Source organism: Listeria sp. ILCC792 (genome assembly GCF_900186135.1).
Classification (GTDB): domain Bacteria; phylum Bacillota; class Bacilli; order Lactobacillales; family Listeriaceae; genus Listeria; species Listeria goaensis.
In genome coordinates this window covers 88,970-106,709 of sequence record NZ_FYBO01000011.1, presented here as the reverse complement: position 1 = coordinate 106,709, position 17,740 = coordinate 88,970, and the positions used below count along the sequence as shown (strand labels likewise).

Genomic DNA, 17,740 nt, shown 5'->3' with positions numbered 1-17,740 from the left:
CCGTAAGCGGCACTTAAAGCTACACCTGCGAGCGGGCAAAATGCGGAAACACCCACGATGACGATAGTGGCGACCACGAGTGTCCAAAATTCTGTCTTCTGTTGTTCATCTTTAATGGACGTGTAGGTGAAGGCTCGGGAATTTAACATCGCGGCTTGAAAATCTTGATGGCTGACGTCTTCTCCTTTGTTCGTCTGTTTCCATGCATCATACTGCAGTTTCATTTGGTCGGCGTAAAAGGTGTCTCCGCTGAATAAATCCTCGAGGCTCACTTTACTTTTTGGGACCTCTACTTGTTTTTGCGTATAGCTGTTTTCAAACTGCGTGGTTGTCGTGGTGGCTCCAATTCGGTTTTCCGTTGTGAACGTGGTCGCATCTAAGTCGCGCATGCCTGCCACAAAGTCATCTAGCTTTTCATAAAAAGGGTGGTCGATTGTGTTGTTTACAATATCCCCGATTTGGTCGGAAAAACGGTAAAGGACGTCAAAATCCTCGAAAATCTCCTGATATTTGGATGTTTGGCTTGTATGTTGAAAAGAAATCACGCCGTCTGTATCGTATGTAGCAATATCTTTTTCTACTTCTTCTAAATTCTTGGAAACTTTCTTTAAATGGTCGATGGTGCCTTTGCCCCATGCGCCTTTCCCGATAAGGCTGCCAATGCTTTTTCCTGCTTTTTCAAAGTCATCTTCCTGATAATGGATATCTTTCACTAAAGCATTCACCTACTATTATCTTTTTTTCTAGTTTAACATACGTAAGAAAAGTAAAATATGGATAATTTGTGAATTTTTCAGTGAAATACATTCAAAAAACTTAGATTATATAACTTAAAATCATTTTGTTTGCTGTTCGCTAAATGATATCTATTTCACTAGGCAGACCTTTTCATTTTAGGTATACTGCACATAGAGGTGATAAAAAATGGCGAAAGTAAAATGTGAGTTTTTTTCAGAGGTGCTCGGGATTTCGACTTCAATGACGGTGCTCCTTCCTGAAGTTGGAAAAAATCGAATTGGGATGGCAGGAGCTAAAAAACAGGAGGCTTATCCCGTTTTGTATTTATTACATGGACTTTCTGACGATGATAGCACGTGGACTCGTCGGACGGCGCTTGAGCGCTATGTCGCTGAACTTGGAATTGTTGTCGTCATGCCAAATGGGTATCGGGGATTTTACACGAATACTAAAACCGGCGAGAACTATTTTGACTACATAGCAAACGAAGTGCCAAGTCTAGTGCAACATTACTTTCCAATTAGCAGTGCGCGAAATGAAACGTTTGTTGCGGGGCTCTCCATGGGCGGTTACGGAGCGATGAAATTAGCACTCCATTTTCCGGAGCGGTACGCTGCTGCAGCTAGTTTTTCAGGTGCTTTAGACATGGAAAGTTATTTAAAAGAGGTTTCAGGAGAAGCAGCTCGGGAGAAAAATAATACGTTTGGAACGGCGGCGGACTTTGTTGGAAGTGAAAACGATTTGTTCGCGCTGGCGAAAAATGTGTCTGGGGAATCGCCAAGACTGTACCAGGCGTGCGGGACGGAAGATTTTTTATATGCGCATAATCAAAATTTCCGTAAATTTGTAACAACGGAAACGAACTTGCCGTTAACATACGAGGAAGGCCCAGGTAGTCATACGTGGGATTACTGGGATTCGCAAATCCAAAAGGCGTTACAATTTTTTTCTTTTACAAAATAAGGAAAAAACCCGTAAATTTGCTTAATTGCGCCGTTTGTGATATGATTACTTATGAAATACTACGATAACTCAGCTAAGAGTGGGCATTTGCCCACTCTTTCGTTTTGCGAAAAGCAAGCGAGCGAGAATCTAGAAGGAGGCTGAAATGAGTAAAGTCCTAGACCAAGTAGAGTCCATCGTAAAGCCTATTACGGAAGAGCTCGGCTTTGAACTTGTCGATTTAGCTTTTGAAAAAGAAGGGAAAAATTGGTTTTTACGTATCTTTGCTGATAAAGAAGGTGGCATTGATATCGATGATTGCGCCGTAATTAGTGAACGCGTTAGCGAAAAGCTAGACGAAGCTGATCCGATTTCTGAAAACTACTTTTTAGAAGTATCATCACCAGGTGCAGAACGCCCGCTTAAAAAAGAAGCTGATTTTGAAAATGCTGTAGGGGCTTACGTACATGTCACATCTTACGAGCAAATTGAAGGTCGTAAAATGTGGGAAGGCACGCTAACTGCATATGATGGAAGCACGTTAACGGTAGAAATTATGGATAAAACACGCCAAATTATTTGTGTGATTCCAAAAGACAAAGTTGCCAAAGCAAGACTAGCCATTAAATTTTAAAATTAAATAAGGAGTGAGCAAAAAATGAGCTCAGAACTACTAGACGCTCTTCATGTGTTAGAACATGATAAAGGAATTTCGCGTGATGTCATTGTGGAGGCGATTGAAGCCGCACTGGTATCCGCCTACAAACGAAACTTTAACCAAGCCCAAAACGTTCGGGTGGAACTAAACTTAGAAAATGGTTCGATTCGCGTTTTTGCAAGAAAAGATGTTGTGGATCAAGTGTTTGATTCGCGCCTTGAAATTTCGCTTGAAGAAGCACACAAAGTAAATCCGGTTTATAAAACAGGGGATGTTGTGGAGCTTGAAGTAACACCAAAAGACTTCGGCCGAATTGCAGCACAAACGGCAAAACAAGTCGTGACGCAACGAGTTCGCGAAGCTGAACGCGGTATTATTTACGATGAATTTATCGACCGCGAAGATGATATTATGACGGGGATTGTCGAGCGTCAAGATTCACGATTTATTTATGTAAACTTAGGTAAAATTGAAGCGATTTTATCTCAAAATGAGCAAATGCCAAATGAAACATACCGTGCGCATGACCGCATTAAAGTTTATTTAACGAAAGTTGAAAAAACAACAAAAGGTCCGCAAATCTTTGTTTCAAGAACGCATCCTGGATTATTAAAACGTCTTTTTGAGATGGAAGTTCCAGAAATTTATGATGGCATTGTAGAAATTAAATCTGTCGCACGTGAAGCGGGCGATCGTTCGAAAATCTCGGTGTACACATCGAATCCAGAAGTGGATCCTGTTGGTGCATGTGTTGGCCCTAAAGGTGCACGTGTGCAAACGATTGTAAATGAATTGAAGGGTGAGAAAATCGATATTGTGGAATGGTCAGATGACCCGTTCACATTTGTCGCTAGCGCGCTCAGTCCGTCAAAAGTGTTAGATGTTATTGTGGACGAAGAAGAGCAAGCGACAACGGTTGTCGTACCGGATTATCAACTTTCACTTGCTATCGGTAAACGCGGTCAAAACGCGCGTCTTGCGGCAAAACTGACTGGTTGGAAAATCGATATTAAGAGCGAAAGTGTCGCGCGTGAAATGGGTATCTATCCGCGCGAAGGTGCACCAATTTTGGAAGAAGAATTACCAGTTTCTGACGATGAAGAATAAAAGGAGAAACCAAAATGCGTAACAAAAAAATTCCACTTAGGAAATGTATGGTTACAGGGGAGCGTCTGCCTAAAGGAGAGCTTCTTAGAATCGCGTATTCGAAAGAAGGCACGCTAACGATTGATCCTACTGGTAAAGCGCCTGGACGTGGTTTTTATATTAAAAAAGATGTTACAGTTGCAGAGCGCGCCAAGCAAAAAAATGCGCTTTTTAGAGGTCTTAAAATAGATGAGCAGGAAAGTTTTTATGATGAACTTATTTCATACTTAAAAGCGGTAGAGGATGCAAATCATGAATGATAAAGCACTTGCACTTCTCGGACTTGCAAATCGAGCGAAGAAATTAACGACCGGAGAAGAATTAGTTTTGAAAGCTGTTCGAAGCGGAAAGGCGAAATTAGTCATTATCGCAGAAGATATTTCAGAGAGAACAGCGAAAAAAATCCATGATAAATGTGAGTACTATGAAGTGGCTATAAAACAAGCTGGCACAAGAGATGAACTAGGGGGTGCCATCGGGAAAGAGTCACGAGCAATTATTGCAGTACTTGATGCTGGATTTGCAAAAAAACTAAAAGAACTCCTCGGTTGATTACCTAATGGAGGTGTACGGCATGAGTAAAATTCGTGTATATGAGTACGCAAAAAAACAGCAGTTGTCTAGCAAAGATGTTATTGAAAAGTTACGTGGGTTAGGTGTAGAGGTCGCCAATCATATGTCGACGATTAACGATAATGCACTTAGACAACTCGACGAATCTTTTTCGAAAAAAAATCAGCCTGTAAAAGATACGAAAGAAACGAAGCAGAGCACAGGGACAAGTAGGGAGCCAAACAAACTGAATAGTCAAGGAAACAAAAAACCAACGAATCAAAATCGTGCGGAAAAACCGCAAACAAATACGCAAAATAAAACGCAAGGTCAAGCGAGTCGTGGGACTCAAACTGGGCAAAATGCGAACCGTTCGAATAATCAAAACAGTAATTCGGGTGGCAATAGAAACAACAATCAAGGCGGTAAAAATAATAATCAAAATCGCGGTGGGAAAAACAATAACCAACGCGGTGGATTTAATCAGCAAAATCGTAGCGGTAAAAATACGAAGCGCAAAGGGAAAACAAATTTCAGCACGACACCACCAACTCCGCCGAAACCAAAAGAGCTTCCAGAAAAAATTGTTTTCAGCGAATCTTTGACGGTTGGCGAATTGGCGAAAAAGCTATATCGTGAACCATCAGAAATTATCAAAAAACTCTTCTTACTTGGCGTAGTTGCCACAATTAACCAATCTTTAGACAAAGATGCTATTGAACTTATTTGTTCTGAGTACGGTGTTGAAGTAGAAGAAGAAATTAAAGTGGATATTACGGATTTAGATGTTTACTTTGAAAATGCAGTTGAAGAAGACGCTGGACTATTAAAAGAACGTCCTCCTGTTGTTACAATTATGGGACACGTTGACCACGGGAAAACAACGCTTCTTGACTCCTTGCGCAATACGAAAGTGACGCTTGGTGAAGCAGGCGGGATTACGCAACATATCGGGGCTTATCAGCTTGATGTGCGCGGGAAGAAAATCACTTTCCTAGATACGCCTGGTCACGCGGCTTTCACTGCGATGCGTGCGCGTGGTGCCCAAATTACGGATATTACGATTCTTGTTGTGGCTGCTGATGATGGCGTTATGCCACAAACGATTGAGGCAATCAACCATGCGAAAGCTGCTGGTATGCCAATTATCGTTGCTGTAAATAAGATTGATAAACCACAAGCGAATCCTGATCGCGTCATGCAAGAATTAACAGAGTATGAGCTTATTCCAGAAGATTGGGGTGGCGATACGATTTTTGCACCGATTTCAGCGAAGTTTGGTGAAGGTTTAGATAACCTATTAGATATGATTTTACTTGTATCTGAGGTAGAGGAACTAAAAGCGAATCCTGAACGCCGTGCAATTGGTACAGTTGTCGAAGCGGAACTTGATAAAGGCCGCGGATCAGTGGCAACACTGCTTGTTCAAGATGGAACGTTAAATATCGGCGATCCAATTGTTGTCGGAAATACGTTTGGACGTGTTCGGGCGATGGTGAATGATTTAGGACGTCGTGTGAAAAAAGTTGGACCAAGTACACCAGTTGAAATTACTGGTTTAAATGGTGTGCCACAAGCGGGCGATCGTTTCGTAGTCTTTGAAGACGAAAAAACAGCTCGTAGCGTCGGGGAAACTCGTGCATCGAAAGCACTCCAAGAGCAACGTTCAGCAACAAATCGCGTCAGCTTAGACAACTTGTTTGAACATATGAAAGCCGGCGAAATGAAAGAAGTTAATGTCATTATTAAAGCAGACGTTCAAGGTTCTGTTGAGGCGCTCGCAGCATCACTTCGTAAAATTGAAGTGGAAGGCGTTAACGTTAAAATCATTCATACAGCAGTAGGGGCTATTAACGAGTCGGATATTACCCTCGCGGCTGCTTCAAATGCCATTGTGATTGGATTTAACGTTCGTCCAACTGCTCAAGCACGTGAAGGTGCGGAAAATGAAGGCGTAGATATTCGCTTACACCGCGTTATTTACAAAGCGATTGAAGAAATTGAAGCAGCGATGAAAGGAATGCTTGATCCTGAATTTGAAGAAAAAATCATTGGACAAGCGCAAGTTCGCCAAACATTCAACGTATCTAAAATTGGTACAATTGCCGGCTGTTATGTGACAGATGGTAAGATTACACGCGATAGCGGAGTCCGCTTAATCCGCGATGGTATCGTTGTATTTGAAGGCACACTTTCTACGCTGAAACGCTTTAAAGATGATGCAAAAGAAGTAGCTAAAGGCTTTGAATGTGGGATTACTATTGAAAACTTTAATGATATTAAAGAAGACGATGTGATTGAAGCATTCATTATGGAAGAAATCGAAAGAAAATGATCATTTACAGTGCCGCTCTTACATTTCACATTTATGAAGCCCAAAATTTAAAAGAAAAGCGTGCCGTATTACAACGTGTTTTAATGCGCGCCCGCCAGAAATTTAATGTGTCTATGGCTGAAATAGGCTTCCTAGATAAGTGGCAGCGCACGGAAATTGGTTTTGTGATTGTCGGAAGTTCGCGAGTTCAAACGGAGAAGGAAGGTCAGGAAGTGTTACGCTTTCTAGACTCCTTCCCCGAATGGGAGCGCCTTTTGACGGACATTGAATGGTTATGAGGTGAACAAAATGAGTTTGAGAGCAAATCGTGTTGCGGAGCAAATGAAGAAAGAACTCGGCGACATTTTAAACCGAAAATTAAAAGATCCTCGTCTTGGCTTTATCACGATTACTGATGTGGAAGTGACAGGCGATTTGCAGCAAGCGACGGTATTTATTTCGATTTTAGGGAATGAAAAAGAGCGTGAAGATACGCTTCTTGCGCTTGAAAAGGCACACGGCTTTATTCGTTCTGAAATTGGCAACCGGATGCGCCTGCGAAAAGTTCCAGAGCTGCTGTTTGAAATGGATAGCTCGCTAGAATACGGCAATCGTATCGATGAACTTTTAAGAGATTTAAATAAAGGTGAATAACTTTCTAGAGGGGCGCTGTTTGCCTCTCTTTTTGTGAAAGGAGGATTTTTTTATGGACGGAATTATTCCGCTATTTAAAGAGCGTGGCATGACGAGCCATGATTGTGTGTTTAAACTGCGCAAAATTTTAGGAACAAAAAAAGTTGGGCACACCGGAACGCTCGATCCAGAAGTTGAAGGAGTACTGCCGATTTGTGTTGGCCGGGCGACAAAGCTTGCCGAATACATAACAGGTGAAGGAAAAGAATACGTTGCGACAGTCACGCTCGGCACAAGTACGACGACGGAAGACGCAACAGGCGAAGTCGTTTCAAAAAAAGACCTTCAAACGGCGATTTCGGAGGAAAAACTAGTTGCAGTTTTAGATAAATTGACAGGCGAAATCGAACAAGTTCCGCCAATGTATTCTGCTGTAAAAGTAAACGGCAAAAAACTCTACGAATACGCACGTGCTGGGCAAACCGTGGAACGACCAAAACGCACCGTGCAAATTTATGCGCTTGAGCGACTAGATTCAGGCGAGCTGACGGCCGCGAATCCGACGTTCCAAATCCGCATTGCTTGCGGGAAAGGGACGTATATTCGTACGCTAGCCGTGATGATTGGCGAACAATTTGGTTTGCCGGCGCATATGGCTACTCTTGAACGCACAAAAAGCGGCTTTTTTGAAAAAGCAGACTGCCTGACTTTGGGGGAAATCGAAAAACAAGTCAGTAGTGGCAATTTTGACTTCCTTCAGCCACTCGAAAAAGGCATTTTTAATATGCCACAGCTCGAATTAGATGACACGCTGTACAAAAAAGTATTGAACGGTGTTGTGCTTGAGACGGCGCTTTTTGGTGCGCCTAGCGGGAATTTATTTGCGATGATGCGAAACGGCAAATTGGTTGCCATCTACAAACCACACCCGACGAAAACGCAGCTTTTAAAACCTGAAAAAGTCATCGAATTAAGAGATGGTCCGCTAAACTAATTTTTTGCCAAAAAGGTGAAAAATAGATATGATATGTAGGAAATGTTACGAGTGAAAAGGAGATTTCATGGAAACTATTTTTATACATCACCCTAATACGTTAAATTCGGATTTACAGCCGAAAACCATTGCGTTAGGCTTTTTTGACGGTGTTCATCGCGGACATCAGGAAGTCATTTTGCGCGCAAAAGAAATCGCTGTGGCAAACAATGAGCAGTGCGCAGTCCTCACTTTTGACCCGCACCCATCTGTTGTGCTTAGCAAAATGCGTAAGAAAGTAAAATATTTAACCCCTTTGGAGGAAAAGGAAGAAAAAATAGCTGCACTTGGCGTTGATATTTTATACGTGGTGCGTTTTACGACTGCTTTCTCCGAATTGTCAAAAGAAGAATTTGTCGAACAATATTTAGTTGGTCTTCATGCCAAACATGTCGTGGCTGGCTTCGACTACTCTTACGGCAAAAAAGGCGCCGGTAAAATGAGTGAGCTACCAGAATATGCAAAAGGGCGTTTTGACGTCACAATTGTCGATAAGCAAGAAGCATTCAATGCTAAAATTAGCTCAACGAACATTCGCAACTACATCGAAAGTGGCGAATTAGATGAGGCGAATGAACTTTTAGGCTACCCGTATAAAGTGCGCGGCACAGTCATTCATGGCGACAAGCGTGGACGCACGTTAGGCTTCCCAACGGCTAATATGCGCATTGACGGCGACTACCTTATTCCAAAACTCGGAATTTATGCCGTGAAGTTCATCGTAAACGGCGAAAGCTATTTGGGCATGGCAAGCATTGGCTACAATGTTACCTTTAAAACTGACCAAGAGCTTTCCATTGAAGTGTACATTTTGGATTTTGATCGCGAAATTTATGGTGAAAGCGCCGAAATTGAATGGTTCCATTTCTTTAGACCGGAAATGAAGTTCAATGGTATGGAAGGCTTAATCGAGCAGCTAAAAAAAGACGAAGAGAACACCCGTCGTTATTTTGAGGGAGAAAGTTTGATTTAACTTGATTTTATTCCCAAATTAGTGTATCTTTAAATCTGTACGACAAGAACCTTTACTTGGCTATTTGCGAGTCACCGGCGCATTGCTCAGTAAGTGGGGATTAGAAAATTTAGGAGGTGGAGTTAAATGGCTTTAACTCAAGAACGTAAAAACGAAATCATTGCTGAATACCGTGTTCATGATACGGATACAGGTTCTCCGGAAGTACAAATTGCTGTACTAACTGCAGAAATCAACAGCTTAAATGAGCATGTTCGTGTACACAAAAAAGATCATCATTCTTACAGAGGTCTAATGAAAATGGTAGGTCACCGTCGTAACCTACTTACTTACCTACGTAAAAAAGATGTTCAACGTTACCGCGAACTTATTAAACGTTTAGGTTTACGTAGATAATAACGAAACCAAGAAAAGCGGGGAACGATTTTGTCTCCCGCTTTTTTATTAAGAAAAAAGAGAACGATTTTTTATTTATCGCATGAATCCAAAAACGTGCTAAAAAGGGCGCTATCTCACTTTTATGGTAGGTTTTTGGATTTATGCGTGCCCCGCATTCGGGGTGTGCATGAAGCATTCTTATGCATGGTAAAGGAAAACGTTCTCTAAAAAAGGAGAATGATTTATGTCGGAAAAACAAGTATTTCAGACAGAGCTCGCAGGCAAAAAATTACAAATCGAAGTAGGACAATTAGCAAAACAAGCTAGCGGCGCAGCACTTGTGCGCTACGGCGATACAGTTGTTCTAACAGCAACAGTTGGATCAAAAAAACCAAGACCAGGAGATTTTTTCCCTCTTACGGTAAACTATGAAGAGAAAATGTACTCTGTTGGTAAAGTGCCCGGAGGATTTTTAAAACGTGAAGGACGTCCAAGTGACCGCGCAACACTAACAGCACGCCTAATTGACCGTCCAATTCGTCCGTTATTCGCTGAAGGATTCCGTAACGAAGTACAAATTACGTCAACTGTATTTAGTGTCGATCAAGACTGTTCACCAGAAATGGCGGCAATGCTAGGTTCTTCCATCTCGCTTTGCATTTCAGACATTCCGTTTGACGGCCCAATTGCAGGTGTTGATGTTGGACGCGTTGATGGCAAATTCATCATCAATCCAACAATTGAAGAAGCTGAAAAAAGCGATATTTCATTAACCGTTGCGGGAACACACGAAGCGATTAACATGGTTGAAGCAGGCGCCAAAGAAGTATCCGAAGAAGCGATGCTTGAAGCAATTATGTTTGGTCATGAGGAAATCAAGCGCTTATGTGAATTCCAGCAAGAAATCATTAAAGCCGTTGGAAAAGAAAAACGCGAAATTGAGCTTTTCGTAACAGATCCAGAACTTGAAGAAGAAGTGAAGAGTTTAAGTGAAGCGAAAATGAAAGCAGCAATTCAAACAGAAGAGAAAAAAGCACGCGAAGCTGCGATTGAAGAAGTAAAAGAAGAAATTTTAGAAGGCTATAAAGCAAAAGAACTTGAAGATGAAGAAGCTGTTCTTGCAGAAGTCGCACATATTTTAGAAATAATTGAGAAAGATGAAATGCGTCGTCTTATCTCGCAAGAAAAAATTCGTCCAGATGGCCGTAAAGTAAACGAAATTCGTCCGTTATCCTCTGAAACTGGCCTTCTTCCACGTGTGCATGGCTCTGGTTTATTTACCCGTGGTCAAACGCAAGCGCTAAGTATTTGTACGCTAGCTCCTCTTCGTGAGCATCAAATCATTGATGGATTAGGCGCTGAAGAATACAAACGCTTTATGCACCATTATAACTTCCCGCAATTCAGTGTAGGCGAAACTGGTCCACGCCGTGCGCCTGGTCGCCGGGAAATTGGACACGGAGCGTTAGGTGAGCGTGCGCTTCAATATATTATCCCATCTGAAGAAGACTTCCCGTATACAATTCGTCTTGTATCTGAAGTTCTAGAATCCAATGGATCAAGTTCGCAAGCAAGTATTTGTGGCTCGACACTCGCTTTGATGGATGCTGGTGTACCAATTAAAGCACCTGTAGCTGGGATTGCAATGGGACTCGTGAAATTAGGCGATGACTACACAATTCTTTCGGATATTCAAGGCATGGAAGACCATTTCGGCGATATGGACTTTAAAGTTGCTGGGACAAGCGAAGGAATTACAGCACTTCAAATGGATATTAAAATCGATGGTTTGAGCCGCCAAATTTTAGAAGAAGCTCTTGCACAAGCAAAAGAAGGTCGTCTGCACATTTTGGAACACCTAATGAGCACAATTAGTGCACCACGTACTGAGCTCTCTCTTTATGCACCAAAAATTGTGACCATGACAATTAAGCCAGATAAAATCAAAGATGTTATCGGACCTGGCGGAAAACAAATCAATCAAATTATTGAAGAAACTGGCGTGAAAATTGATATTGAACAAGATGGTACAGTTTATGTTGCTTCTCAAGACGAAGCGATGAACAAAAAAGCAATGGCCATTATTGAAGATATCGTTCGTGAAGTTCAAGTTGGCGAGATTTATACAGGAAAAGTTCGTCGTATCGAAAAATTCGGTGCCTTTGTTGAGCTATTCAAAGGAACAGACGGGCTTGTGCATATTTCTGAGCTTGCTTACGAGCGCGTTGGTAAAGTAGAAGATGTTCTAAAACTTGGCGATGAAGTCACTGTTAAAGTTATTGAAGTCGATCATCAAGGTCGCGTCAATCTATCTCGCAAAGTACTTCTTGAAAAGCCAGAAGGCTACGATGAGAAAAAAGCGCAAGAGAAAAAAGACCGCCCACGCAAACCTCGTTTCAAAAAAGACGAGTCCAAATAAAAAAAACCCAAAGTGCTTTGACACTTTGGGTTTTTTTAATCTTGATGAGTTAATTTTTTCGCGAGTTGATCAAAAGTCATTTTATTTGTGACTTCATATTTACCATCACGAACGTATTTCTCATAATTATTTTGTTTCAAATACTTGTCGAAGTCTTGTGCATTGGCAATAATACCATTATTTTTCAAGTCTTCACTTACTTGAGAAGTAGGTTCACCTTTTGAAACGACTACTGTATATTTTTTTTCTTCATTTTTTTTCTTTTCTTCAGCCGCTTTCTTTTCAGCTTCTTGACGTTCTTTTTCGGCGACTTCATTTTTTTCAAGTTCTTGCTCAGCTAAAAGTTTCTCATATTTTTGCTTCCAAGTATTACTATTTCCAGCTGCTTGTTTCGTTGTTGGTTCCTTTGTTGCTGCATCGGTTTCTGAAGAGAAAAACTCTGAATAAACAAAAAGGACAACAGCAGAAATGAGTAGACCTAGAGCAATCATGCGTAAATTATTTTTCAACGATTTACTCCTTTCTTGCCAGTTGGAATCAATGTTCCAAATATTCTTCTATGATTTGTTCAACTTCTTCTTTCGGAAGAGATGATTGTTCCACGATTTCATCAGTTGCAATCCCCGATGTATAAAGAGTGATAACTTGTTTTTTTAATAGAGATTGCATTTTAGGACTTGGAGTAGAAGAGGATTCTTCAGCTACCATCTCAGTTGTTTCTTCTTTCACTTCTTCAGTCGCTTCTTTAGTTTCAGTAGTCTGCATAGCTTTCTCAAGAGCAGACACACGCTTTTTAAGCTGATAATTTTCATGCATCAGCTGCGACGCAACTTCTTCAAATTCGCTTTCTGTCTGTTCTGTATTTCCCTTTTTCAAGAAAGACACAATGAACAGGACAATAGCAGCAACAAGAAGAATTATTATGATTGCGGTCATTATGTAGTAACACCTCTTTTCACTAAAACTCTACCTTTATTTATAACATAAAGCTTACTAAAAGACCATGCCTTTTAAGATTTGTAAAGAAAATAAAAAGAAAATCACATGTAACCTTGCAGAATCAGCCTAAAAATGATATTATAATACAGGTCTATAAATAATTTTTCTGAATAGAGTTGGAGGGAAAACAATGCGCGTAAATATTACTTTAGAATGCACGGAGTGTGGCGATCGTAACTACATTACGACTAAAAATAAACGTGAAAATCCTGAACGTATTGAACTAAAAAAATATTGTCCAAGATTGCGTCGTGTAACTTTACACCGCGAAACAAAGTAAGCAGCAGGATTTCCCCTGTTGCTTTTTTTATTTAAAAGGGAGGTTTCCTTATGCCAATGAATAAAAATGACTTACGTCAAAACGTTTTGCAACAACTCAATCAGATGAATAAAGAAAAGCATCGCGAGAAATCAGAAAAATTAGCCAACCAACTTTTTGACACAACCGAATGGCAACAAGCAATGATTGTTGGCGTAACAATCTCAAGATTTCCAGAAGTAGATACAACATGTATCATAGAAAAAGCCTTTCAAGAACGAAAAACAATTGTCATTCCTGAAACTATCTATCCAGGTAATAAAATGCAATTTCGCGAGTATCAAAGTGGTGACCAGTTAATTGAGAAAAAACTAGGACTTAAAGAGCCGAGTGAAAAGGCAACCATTGTGCAAAAAGAAAAAATTGATCTACTGTTAGTTCCGGGCGTAGTTTATAACGATGTTGGATACCGTATTGGTTTTGGCGGTGGCTTTTATGACCGCTATCTCGAAAACTATCCTAATCAAACAATTTCACTTTGCTTTAGCGAACAAATAAGTAGCGATTTACAACCAGAAAGACATGATATACCAGTTGGGAAAATTTTGGTTATTTAATCGTTAAGAATTTTATTTAGGATTTGTTTACAACGCCTATTTTTTTGCGTATAGTAGTAAATGTAATCTGTATTTTTAGAGAGAAAGCAGGGAATTTTTTGAGCCTCCAAGAAAATTATGTTTTCTGGCTGTTAACGAACTACTTTTTAGGGCAAGAAAACTATCGACTCATTCATTTACATGAAGAAAAACAAGAACTATGGTTAGATAATCCAAATAAAAAGGATCGCCCAGTCATTCGTATTCAAATGCGAGAATTAGGATGGGCAAGTGTAGTGGAGCGCGACGTGACCCATGTCTTTAACGTGGCCGAAAATCTTCGTAAACAAATGGGTAGATTAAAGCTTTCACTCGTGAACATTTACATCAGTCCTTTTGAGCCTGTGGGGGACAAACCTGTATTTGAAAAAATAATAACAGGTAAAAATGATAAAATTTCACTCCAAAACTTTTTAATTTCAACAGAACATACTGAACAAAAGTTACGAGAGTTAGAAAATGAACTTGGGATTCAACAAGGAACTTTCTCTGTAGAAGGTGAAATGACAGAAGCACGTGTCGCATTGGAGCGGCAAACCGTTATCAACTATATCACCAAAAAAGTAACTGAAGAACAACAAACAGCAAGAAAAGAAAAACCTTATATTACGTATACCTTCATTGCGATGCAAATCGCGTACTTTCTTTGGGTGTTTTTTAAAGATATGTCGCTTAGTACCTTCACTTTAGTTGAATATGGTGCTAAGTTTAACCCGCTAATTTATCAAGGCGAATGGTGGCGTCTAATTACACCTATTTTCTTGCATACCGGACTCATGCATATCGCAGCAAATTGCCTCATGCTCTATATAGTTGGTCCATGGGCAGAGAAAATTTATGGGAAATGGCGCTACGCCACAATTCTTCTCATCGGCGGAATTGCTGGAAATATCGCAAGCTTTGCGTTAAACAATAATGTGGCTGTTGGCTCGAGTACAGCTGTTTTTGCTCTATTTGGCGCGTTGCTCTACTTAGTTGTTTTAAAACCGCATCTTTATGCTAAAACAATAGGTTCTAGTATTGCGGCATTGGTTGCAGTAAATTTAGTCATCGATATTTTTGCAACTGGAATTGATTTGGCTGGACATGTGGGTGGCCTTGTAGGAGGATTCTTTTTAGCAGGAGCATTATCTTTACCACTACAATATTTTCACTGGCGGCGACTTTTTTACGGAATTGGCTTTGTTACGCTAGCCATTCTATTTCTAGTCATGGGATTTGATAAAGCTGGTGAAGTGCAGAATCCTGCTATTAGTAATAGTGTAGCCCAATCTTATTTTCAAGAAGGAAATCATAAAGAAGCCAATAAAATACTTGATTATTTAGTAGAAACAAGAAGTGCTGATGAATATAGCTATACCCTTATGGCCACAGAAGCTTTACAAAACAGGCACTATTCAAAAGCAGAAGCAGCTGCTAGAGAAGCCATTCTACTGAATCCAGAAATTCCGCAAGCTCATTATATTTTAGCAGTGACCTATTTGCATAAAGGCGACCGAGAAAATGCTTTAAAAGAAGCTGAAATAGCTAAAGATTTATCTGATGAAAAGTTCTTTTTAGATTTCTATAATCAATTAAAAAATTCTAACCAGTTAGAGGGAGCACTATGAATTCTGTTTACGATGTAGCACAGCTATTAAAAAAGTATGGCATTATTGTTTATCTTGGTAAACGCGAGTATGATATCGAAATGATGGAGCATGAACTGACAGAACTTTTTAAACACCAAATCTTAGATAGAGAGCTATATGCTAAAGCGCGAGGTATTCTAAAACAAGAGTTAATAAAAGAACAGAAGAAAAATAGTAAATAAAAGGAGAATAAGGGACATGGACAAAAAGTTAATTGGTATTGATTTAGGCGGAACAACAGCAAAAATTGCGCTTTTAAACAAAGAAGGCGATATTACTGAGAAATGGACAATTAAAACGAACATCGAAGACAACGGCTCAAACATTGTTCAAGATATTGGGAATAGCTTAAATCAAAAATTGGCTGAGCTTCAAGTTAAAAGCGATGAATTCTATGGCATCGGTATGGGAACTCCAGGCGCTGTAAACTTTGAAAAGGGAACTGTAAAAGGCGCTTATAATTTGAACTGGGTAGAAGAACAAAATGTGTCAGAAGATCTGGGTCGTATAACTGGATTAAAAGTTCACTTAGATAATGATGCAAACGTTGCAGCACTTGGTGAACGCTGGAAAGGTGCTGGTGAAGGCGGTGCAAATGTAGTATTCGTCACATTAGGTACAGGTGTTGGCGGCGGAATCTTTGCTGAAGGCAAAATTCTTCATGGCGTAAGAGGCGCAGCTGGCGAAATTGGTCATGTTACGGTCGTGCCTGAAAACGGTTATGATTGTACATGTGGTAAGAAAGGGTGCCTAGAAACAATCGCTTCTGCAACAGGTATCGTACGGGTTGCGAAAGACTTAGCAAAAGACTTTTCAGGTAAGTCTAAACTCCGTGATGCGATTATAAATGATGAAGAAGTAACAGCTAAACTTGTTTTTGATTTTGAAAAAGAAAATGATGAGCTAGCTAAACTTGTTGTCGATAAAATTTCATTCTATTTAGCTTTAGCACTTAGCCATATTGGTAATATGTTAAATCCTGAGAAGATTATTATCGGTGGAGGTGTTTCAGCTGCTGGTGATGCTTTATTAAAACCAGTTATTGCTTATTTTGAAACAATGGTATTTCCAGCAGTTAGAGAATCAACTAAAATTTCAATTGCTACAAAAGGCAATGATGCAGGCGTTATTGGAGCTGCATGGTTAGCGCTCCCAAATGAGGAAGCGTAATAATTAAAAAAAGCGCCATCTAATCTAGTTTTAGCTTATTCTAAAAAGGGTATTTTTATGGATAGATAAACAGATTGGAGGCTTGAGATGAAGAAAAAACAAGTACTTATCCTAGTTGTGTTCGTTGTCGTAATCACTTCTATTTCATTTGGCTGCTCTCCTCCTAAGCAGAAAGATGCGAAGAAAGATGAGAATATGGTTGTCAAGCCATTTCAAACAAGTAAGCAGAAGTTTGTTCGCATTGTCGGTTGGCTAAATAATGATAGTGTCTTAGTGCAAGCCCAACAAGGAAAAAGCACAAACTTCGTCAACTACAATATTTATACAGGAAAAGAAAAACCAATATTAGCTGTAGACAGCTTAATTTCTGATGTGCAATTAAGTCCAGATGGTTCTCAGTTTCTCGTGTATGCTATTCAAAAAAACAATAAAGTGAATTTATCTGTTCATTCGACATCAGATGGTAGTACTCTTATGAGTAAAGAGATGGAACCATTATCTGCCAATTTTTATTGGAATCCGGATTCGATAAACAAAATAATGATGGTTCTCTTTGATCAAAATTTTGCTTATACAGTAAATGTTATTGATACAGAAACGAGTGAAATTTCAAAAGTGACAACTACATCGCAGTTTGTCAGTTGGTATAGTGATAATTTGTATGTAGTAAACCGGAAAGAACCTGGGATTGAACTCGGTAATTTGTATTTGGAAGATACTAGAGAACAAGAACCAGAAAGTCTTATCGTGGCCAATATTTTGCAATTTGCGGTTAGCCACAATATGCTTCTTACAACTGAACGACCTGATGACCCATCAAAAGTCACGTATGATTTTCGAACAATAGGATTTCAAACCATTTATAAATATGAGATGCCTAGAGAATACGATGAATTAGGAACCTTTATTCCGTATTTCGACAAAAATTTTACGGCCAAAACATTCCTGACGTTTGAACCGTATGAAAGTAAAAAAATAAGTCCACAAGGTAATGAATATCGTCTTGTATTGATTAATCCAGAAGAGAAATCACATCGTGTTATCGTAGAACTCATGGATAATAAACCAATTGTTAGTTCACCAGATGGCCAAAAAGTTTTATACGGCTATCAGTTTGAACAACTTATTTCCACTAAAGATGGGAAAATTTCAAACTTAGTTTCGTCTTCTGAACGAATTTATTAATGGCACACTGTCTGTTAAAAAGTAGACAGTGTGTCATTTTGTATATAATGAAGT

The 17,740-nt window shown here is 39.8% G+C and carries 20 protein-coding genes and 1 pseudogene; 18 read left to right on the top strand and 3 right to left on the bottom strand.

All coding sequences use genetic code 11. From position 1 onward, the window contains the following. Positions 1–713 (bottom strand): annotated as a pseudogene (locus CFS60_RS11510) (hypothetical protein); the annotation flags it as partial. Positions 714–924: 211 nt separating this feature from the next. On the opposite strand from CFS60_RS11510, the gene CFS60_RS11505 reads away from it, so the two are divergent. The 12 genes from CFS60_RS11505 (at position 925) to pnp (ending at position 11,786) form a co-directional block, all read left to right on the top strand. Further along, on the top strand, positions 925–1,701 hold the full coding sequence (locus CFS60_RS11505; RefSeq protein ID WP_088809911.1) for an alpha/beta hydrolase family protein: 777 nt from the start codon (positions 925–927) through the stop codon (positions 1,699–1,701). Positions 1,702–1,846: 145 nt separating this feature from the next. After that, entirely contained in the window at positions 1,847–2,314 is a 468-nt protein-coding gene (gene rimP, locus CFS60_RS11500) for a ribosome maturation factor RimP (RefSeq protein WP_088809912.1), read from the top strand. Positions 2,315–2,338: 24 nt separating this feature from the next. Then, on the top strand, positions 2,339–3,445 hold the full coding sequence (gene nusA / locus CFS60_RS11495; protein WP_088809913.1) for a transcription termination factor NusA: 1,107 nt from the start codon (positions 2,339–2,341) through the stop codon (positions 3,443–3,445). A 14-nt stretch (positions 3,446–3,459) separates the two neighbouring features. Further along, entirely contained in the window at positions 3,460–3,744 is a 285-nt protein-coding gene (gene rnpM, locus CFS60_RS11490) for an RNase P modulator RnpM (protein ID WP_088809914.1), read from the top strand. Beyond that, complete coding sequence (locus tag CFS60_RS11485) at positions 3,737–4,036, top strand: YlxQ family RNA-binding protein (RefSeq protein ID WP_088809915.1); 300 nt, start codon at positions 3,737–3,739, stop codon at positions 4,034–4,036. The genes rnpM and CFS60_RS11485 overlap by 8 nt, the downstream gene beginning before the upstream one ends. A gap of 22 nt (positions 4,037–4,058) precedes the next feature. Continuing rightward, the gene (infB, locus tag CFS60_RS11480; RefSeq protein WP_088839265.1) at positions 4,059–6,371 is read left to right on the top strand and encodes a translation initiation factor IF-2; all 2,313 of its coding nucleotides are present in this window, start codon (positions 4,059–4,061) and stop codon (positions 6,369–6,371) included. Then, positions 6,371–6,649, top strand: a complete 279-nt coding sequence (locus CFS60_RS11475) for a DUF503 domain-containing protein (protein WP_369821475.1) — start codon at positions 6,371–6,373, stop codon at positions 6,647–6,649. Before infB ends, CFS60_RS11475 begins: the two co-directional genes overlap by 1 nt. 10 nt (positions 6,650–6,659) lie before the next feature. Next, positions 6,660–7,004, top strand: a complete 345-nt coding sequence (gene rbfA / locus CFS60_RS11470; protein ID WP_088809918.1) for a 30S ribosome-binding factor RbfA — start codon at positions 6,660–6,662, stop codon at positions 7,002–7,004. 52 nt (positions 7,005–7,056) lie between these two features. Next, entirely contained in the window at positions 7,057–7,977 is a 921-nt protein-coding gene (gene truB, locus CFS60_RS11465) for a tRNA pseudouridine(55) synthase TruB (protein ID WP_088839264.1), read from the top strand. Between the two features lie 67 nt (positions 7,978–8,044). After that, the gene (locus CFS60_RS11460) at positions 8,045–8,989 is read left to right on the top strand and encodes a bifunctional riboflavin kinase/FAD synthetase (RefSeq protein WP_088815863.1); all 945 of its coding nucleotides are present in this window, start codon (positions 8,045–8,047) and stop codon (positions 8,987–8,989) included. 126 nt (positions 8,990–9,115) lie between these two features. Continuing rightward, on the top strand, positions 9,116–9,385 hold the full coding sequence (gene rpsO / locus CFS60_RS11455; protein ID WP_003719603.1) for a 30S ribosomal protein S15: 270 nt from the start codon (positions 9,116–9,118) through the stop codon (positions 9,383–9,385). A gap of 226 nt (positions 9,386–9,611) precedes the next feature. Then, positions 9,612–11,786 (top strand): polyribonucleotide nucleotidyltransferase, encoded by a 2,175-nt coding sequence (pnp, locus tag CFS60_RS11450; RefSeq protein ID WP_088809921.1) that lies wholly within the window; start codon positions 9,612–9,614, stop codon positions 11,784–11,786. A gap of 35 nt (positions 11,787–11,821) precedes the next feature. On the opposite strand, the gene CFS60_RS11445 is transcribed toward pnp, so the two are convergent. Together CFS60_RS11445 and CFS60_RS11440 are read right to left on the bottom strand one after the other, a co-directional pair. Then, positions 11,822–12,295, bottom strand: a complete 474-nt coding sequence (locus CFS60_RS11445; protein WP_088809922.1) for an endolytic transglycosylase MltG — start codon at positions 12,293–12,295, stop codon at positions 11,822–11,824. Between the two features lie 28 nt (positions 12,296–12,323). Further along, positions 12,324–12,722 (bottom strand): hypothetical protein, encoded by a 399-nt coding sequence (locus tag CFS60_RS11440; protein WP_088815862.1) that lies wholly within the window; start codon positions 12,720–12,722, stop codon positions 12,324–12,326. 193 nt (positions 12,723–12,915) lie between these two features. Here CFS60_RS11440 and rpmG point away from each other — a divergent pair, with 193 nt between their 5' ends. The 6 genes from rpmG to CFS60_RS11410 all read left to right on the top strand — a co-directional run bounded on the left by rpmG (position 12,916) and on the right by CFS60_RS11410 (position 17,686). Further along, positions 12,916–13,065 carry a 50S ribosomal protein L33 gene (gene rpmG, locus CFS60_RS11435; RefSeq protein WP_003719608.1) on the top strand — a complete coding sequence of 50 codons (150 nt, stop codon included), beginning with the start codon at positions 12,916–12,918 and terminating at the stop codon, positions 13,063–13,065. Positions 13,066–13,115: 50 nt separating this feature from the next. Further along, positions 13,116–13,661 carry a 5-formyltetrahydrofolate cyclo-ligase gene (locus CFS60_RS11430; RefSeq protein ID WP_244169943.1) on the top strand — a complete coding sequence of 182 codons (546 nt, stop codon included), beginning with the start codon at positions 13,116–13,118 and terminating at the stop codon, positions 13,659–13,661. A 98-nt stretch (positions 13,662–13,759) separates the two neighbouring features. Continuing rightward, entirely contained in the window at positions 13,760–15,310 is a 1,551-nt protein-coding gene (locus tag CFS60_RS11425; RefSeq protein ID WP_088809924.1) for a rhomboid family intramembrane serine protease, read from the top strand. Further along, positions 15,307–15,513, top strand: coding sequence for a YqgQ family protein (locus CFS60_RS11420; RefSeq protein WP_088809925.1), 207 nt, complete (start codon positions 15,307–15,309; stop codon positions 15,511–15,513). The genes CFS60_RS11425 and CFS60_RS11420 overlap by 4 nt, the downstream gene beginning before the upstream one ends. A gap of 16 nt (positions 15,514–15,529) precedes the next feature. After that, a complete protein-coding gene (locus tag CFS60_RS11415) occupies positions 15,530–16,501 on the top strand; it encodes an ROK family glucokinase (protein WP_088839263.1) in 972 nt (323 codons plus the stop codon). Between the two features lie 87 nt (positions 16,502–16,588). Further along, positions 16,589–17,686, top strand: coding sequence for a hypothetical protein (locus CFS60_RS11410; protein WP_088825624.1), 1,098 nt, complete (start codon positions 16,589–16,591; stop codon positions 17,684–17,686). Positions 17,687–17,740 lie beyond the last annotated feature (54 nt).

What these genes read in the sequence shown, in the direction of transcription:
- rbfA (WP_088809918.1), top strand. Translation starts at nt 6,660, where the DNA reads ATGAGTTTGAGAGCAAATCGTGTTGCGGAGCAAATGAAGAAAGAACTC.
- CFS60_RS11440 (WP_088815862.1), bottom strand. Translation starts at nt 12,722, where the DNA reads ATGACCGCAATCATAATAATTCTTCTTGTTGCTGCTATTGTCCTGTTC.
- pnp (WP_088809921.1), top strand. Translation starts at nt 9,612, where the DNA reads ATGTCGGAAAAACAAGTATTTCAGACAGAGCTCGCAGGCAAAAAATTA.
- CFS60_RS11485 (WP_088809915.1), top strand. Translation starts at nt 3,737, where the DNA reads ATGAATGATAAAGCACTTGCACTTCTCGGACTTGCAAATCGAGCGAAG.
- CFS60_RS11460 (WP_088815863.1), top strand. Translation starts at nt 8,045, where the DNA reads ATGGAAACTATTTTTATACATCACCCTAATACGTTAAATTCGGATTTA.
- CFS60_RS11430 (WP_244169943.1), top strand. Translation starts at nt 13,116, where the DNA reads ATGCCAATGAATAAAAATGACTTACGTCAAAACGTTTTGCAACAACTC.
- rnpM (WP_088809914.1), top strand. Translation starts at nt 3,460, where the DNA reads ATGCGTAACAAAAAAATTCCACTTAGGAAATGTATGGTTACAGGGGAG.
- rpmG (WP_003719608.1), top strand. Translation starts at nt 12,916, where the DNA reads ATGCGCGTAAATATTACTTTAGAATGCACGGAGTGTGGCGATCGTAAC.
- CFS60_RS11420 (WP_088809925.1), top strand. Translation starts at nt 15,307, where the DNA reads ATGAATTCTGTTTACGATGTAGCACAGCTATTAAAAAAGTATGGCATT.
- rimP (WP_088809912.1), top strand. Translation starts at nt 1,847, where the DNA reads ATGAGTAAAGTCCTAGACCAAGTAGAGTCCATCGTAAAGCCTATTACG.
- nusA (WP_088809913.1), top strand. Translation starts at nt 2,339, where the DNA reads ATGAGCTCAGAACTACTAGACGCTCTTCATGTGTTAGAACATGATAAA.
- CFS60_RS11505 (WP_088809911.1), top strand. Translation starts at nt 925, where the DNA reads ATGGCGAAAGTAAAATGTGAGTTTTTTTCAGAGGTGCTCGGGATTTCG.
- CFS60_RS11415 (WP_088839263.1), top strand. Translation starts at nt 15,530, where the DNA reads ATGGACAAAAAGTTAATTGGTATTGATTTAGGCGGAACAACAGCAAAA.
- truB (WP_088839264.1), top strand. Translation starts at nt 7,057, where the DNA reads ATGGACGGAATTATTCCGCTATTTAAAGAGCGTGGCATGACGAGCCAT.
- rpsO (WP_003719603.1), top strand. Translation starts at nt 9,116, where the DNA reads ATGGCTTTAACTCAAGAACGTAAAAACGAAATCATTGCTGAATACCGT.
- infB (WP_088839265.1), top strand. Translation starts at nt 4,059, where the DNA reads ATGAGTAAAATTCGTGTATATGAGTACGCAAAAAAACAGCAGTTGTCT.
- CFS60_RS11410 (WP_088825624.1), top strand. Translation starts at nt 16,589, where the DNA reads ATGAAGAAAAAACAAGTACTTATCCTAGTTGTGTTCGTTGTCGTAATC.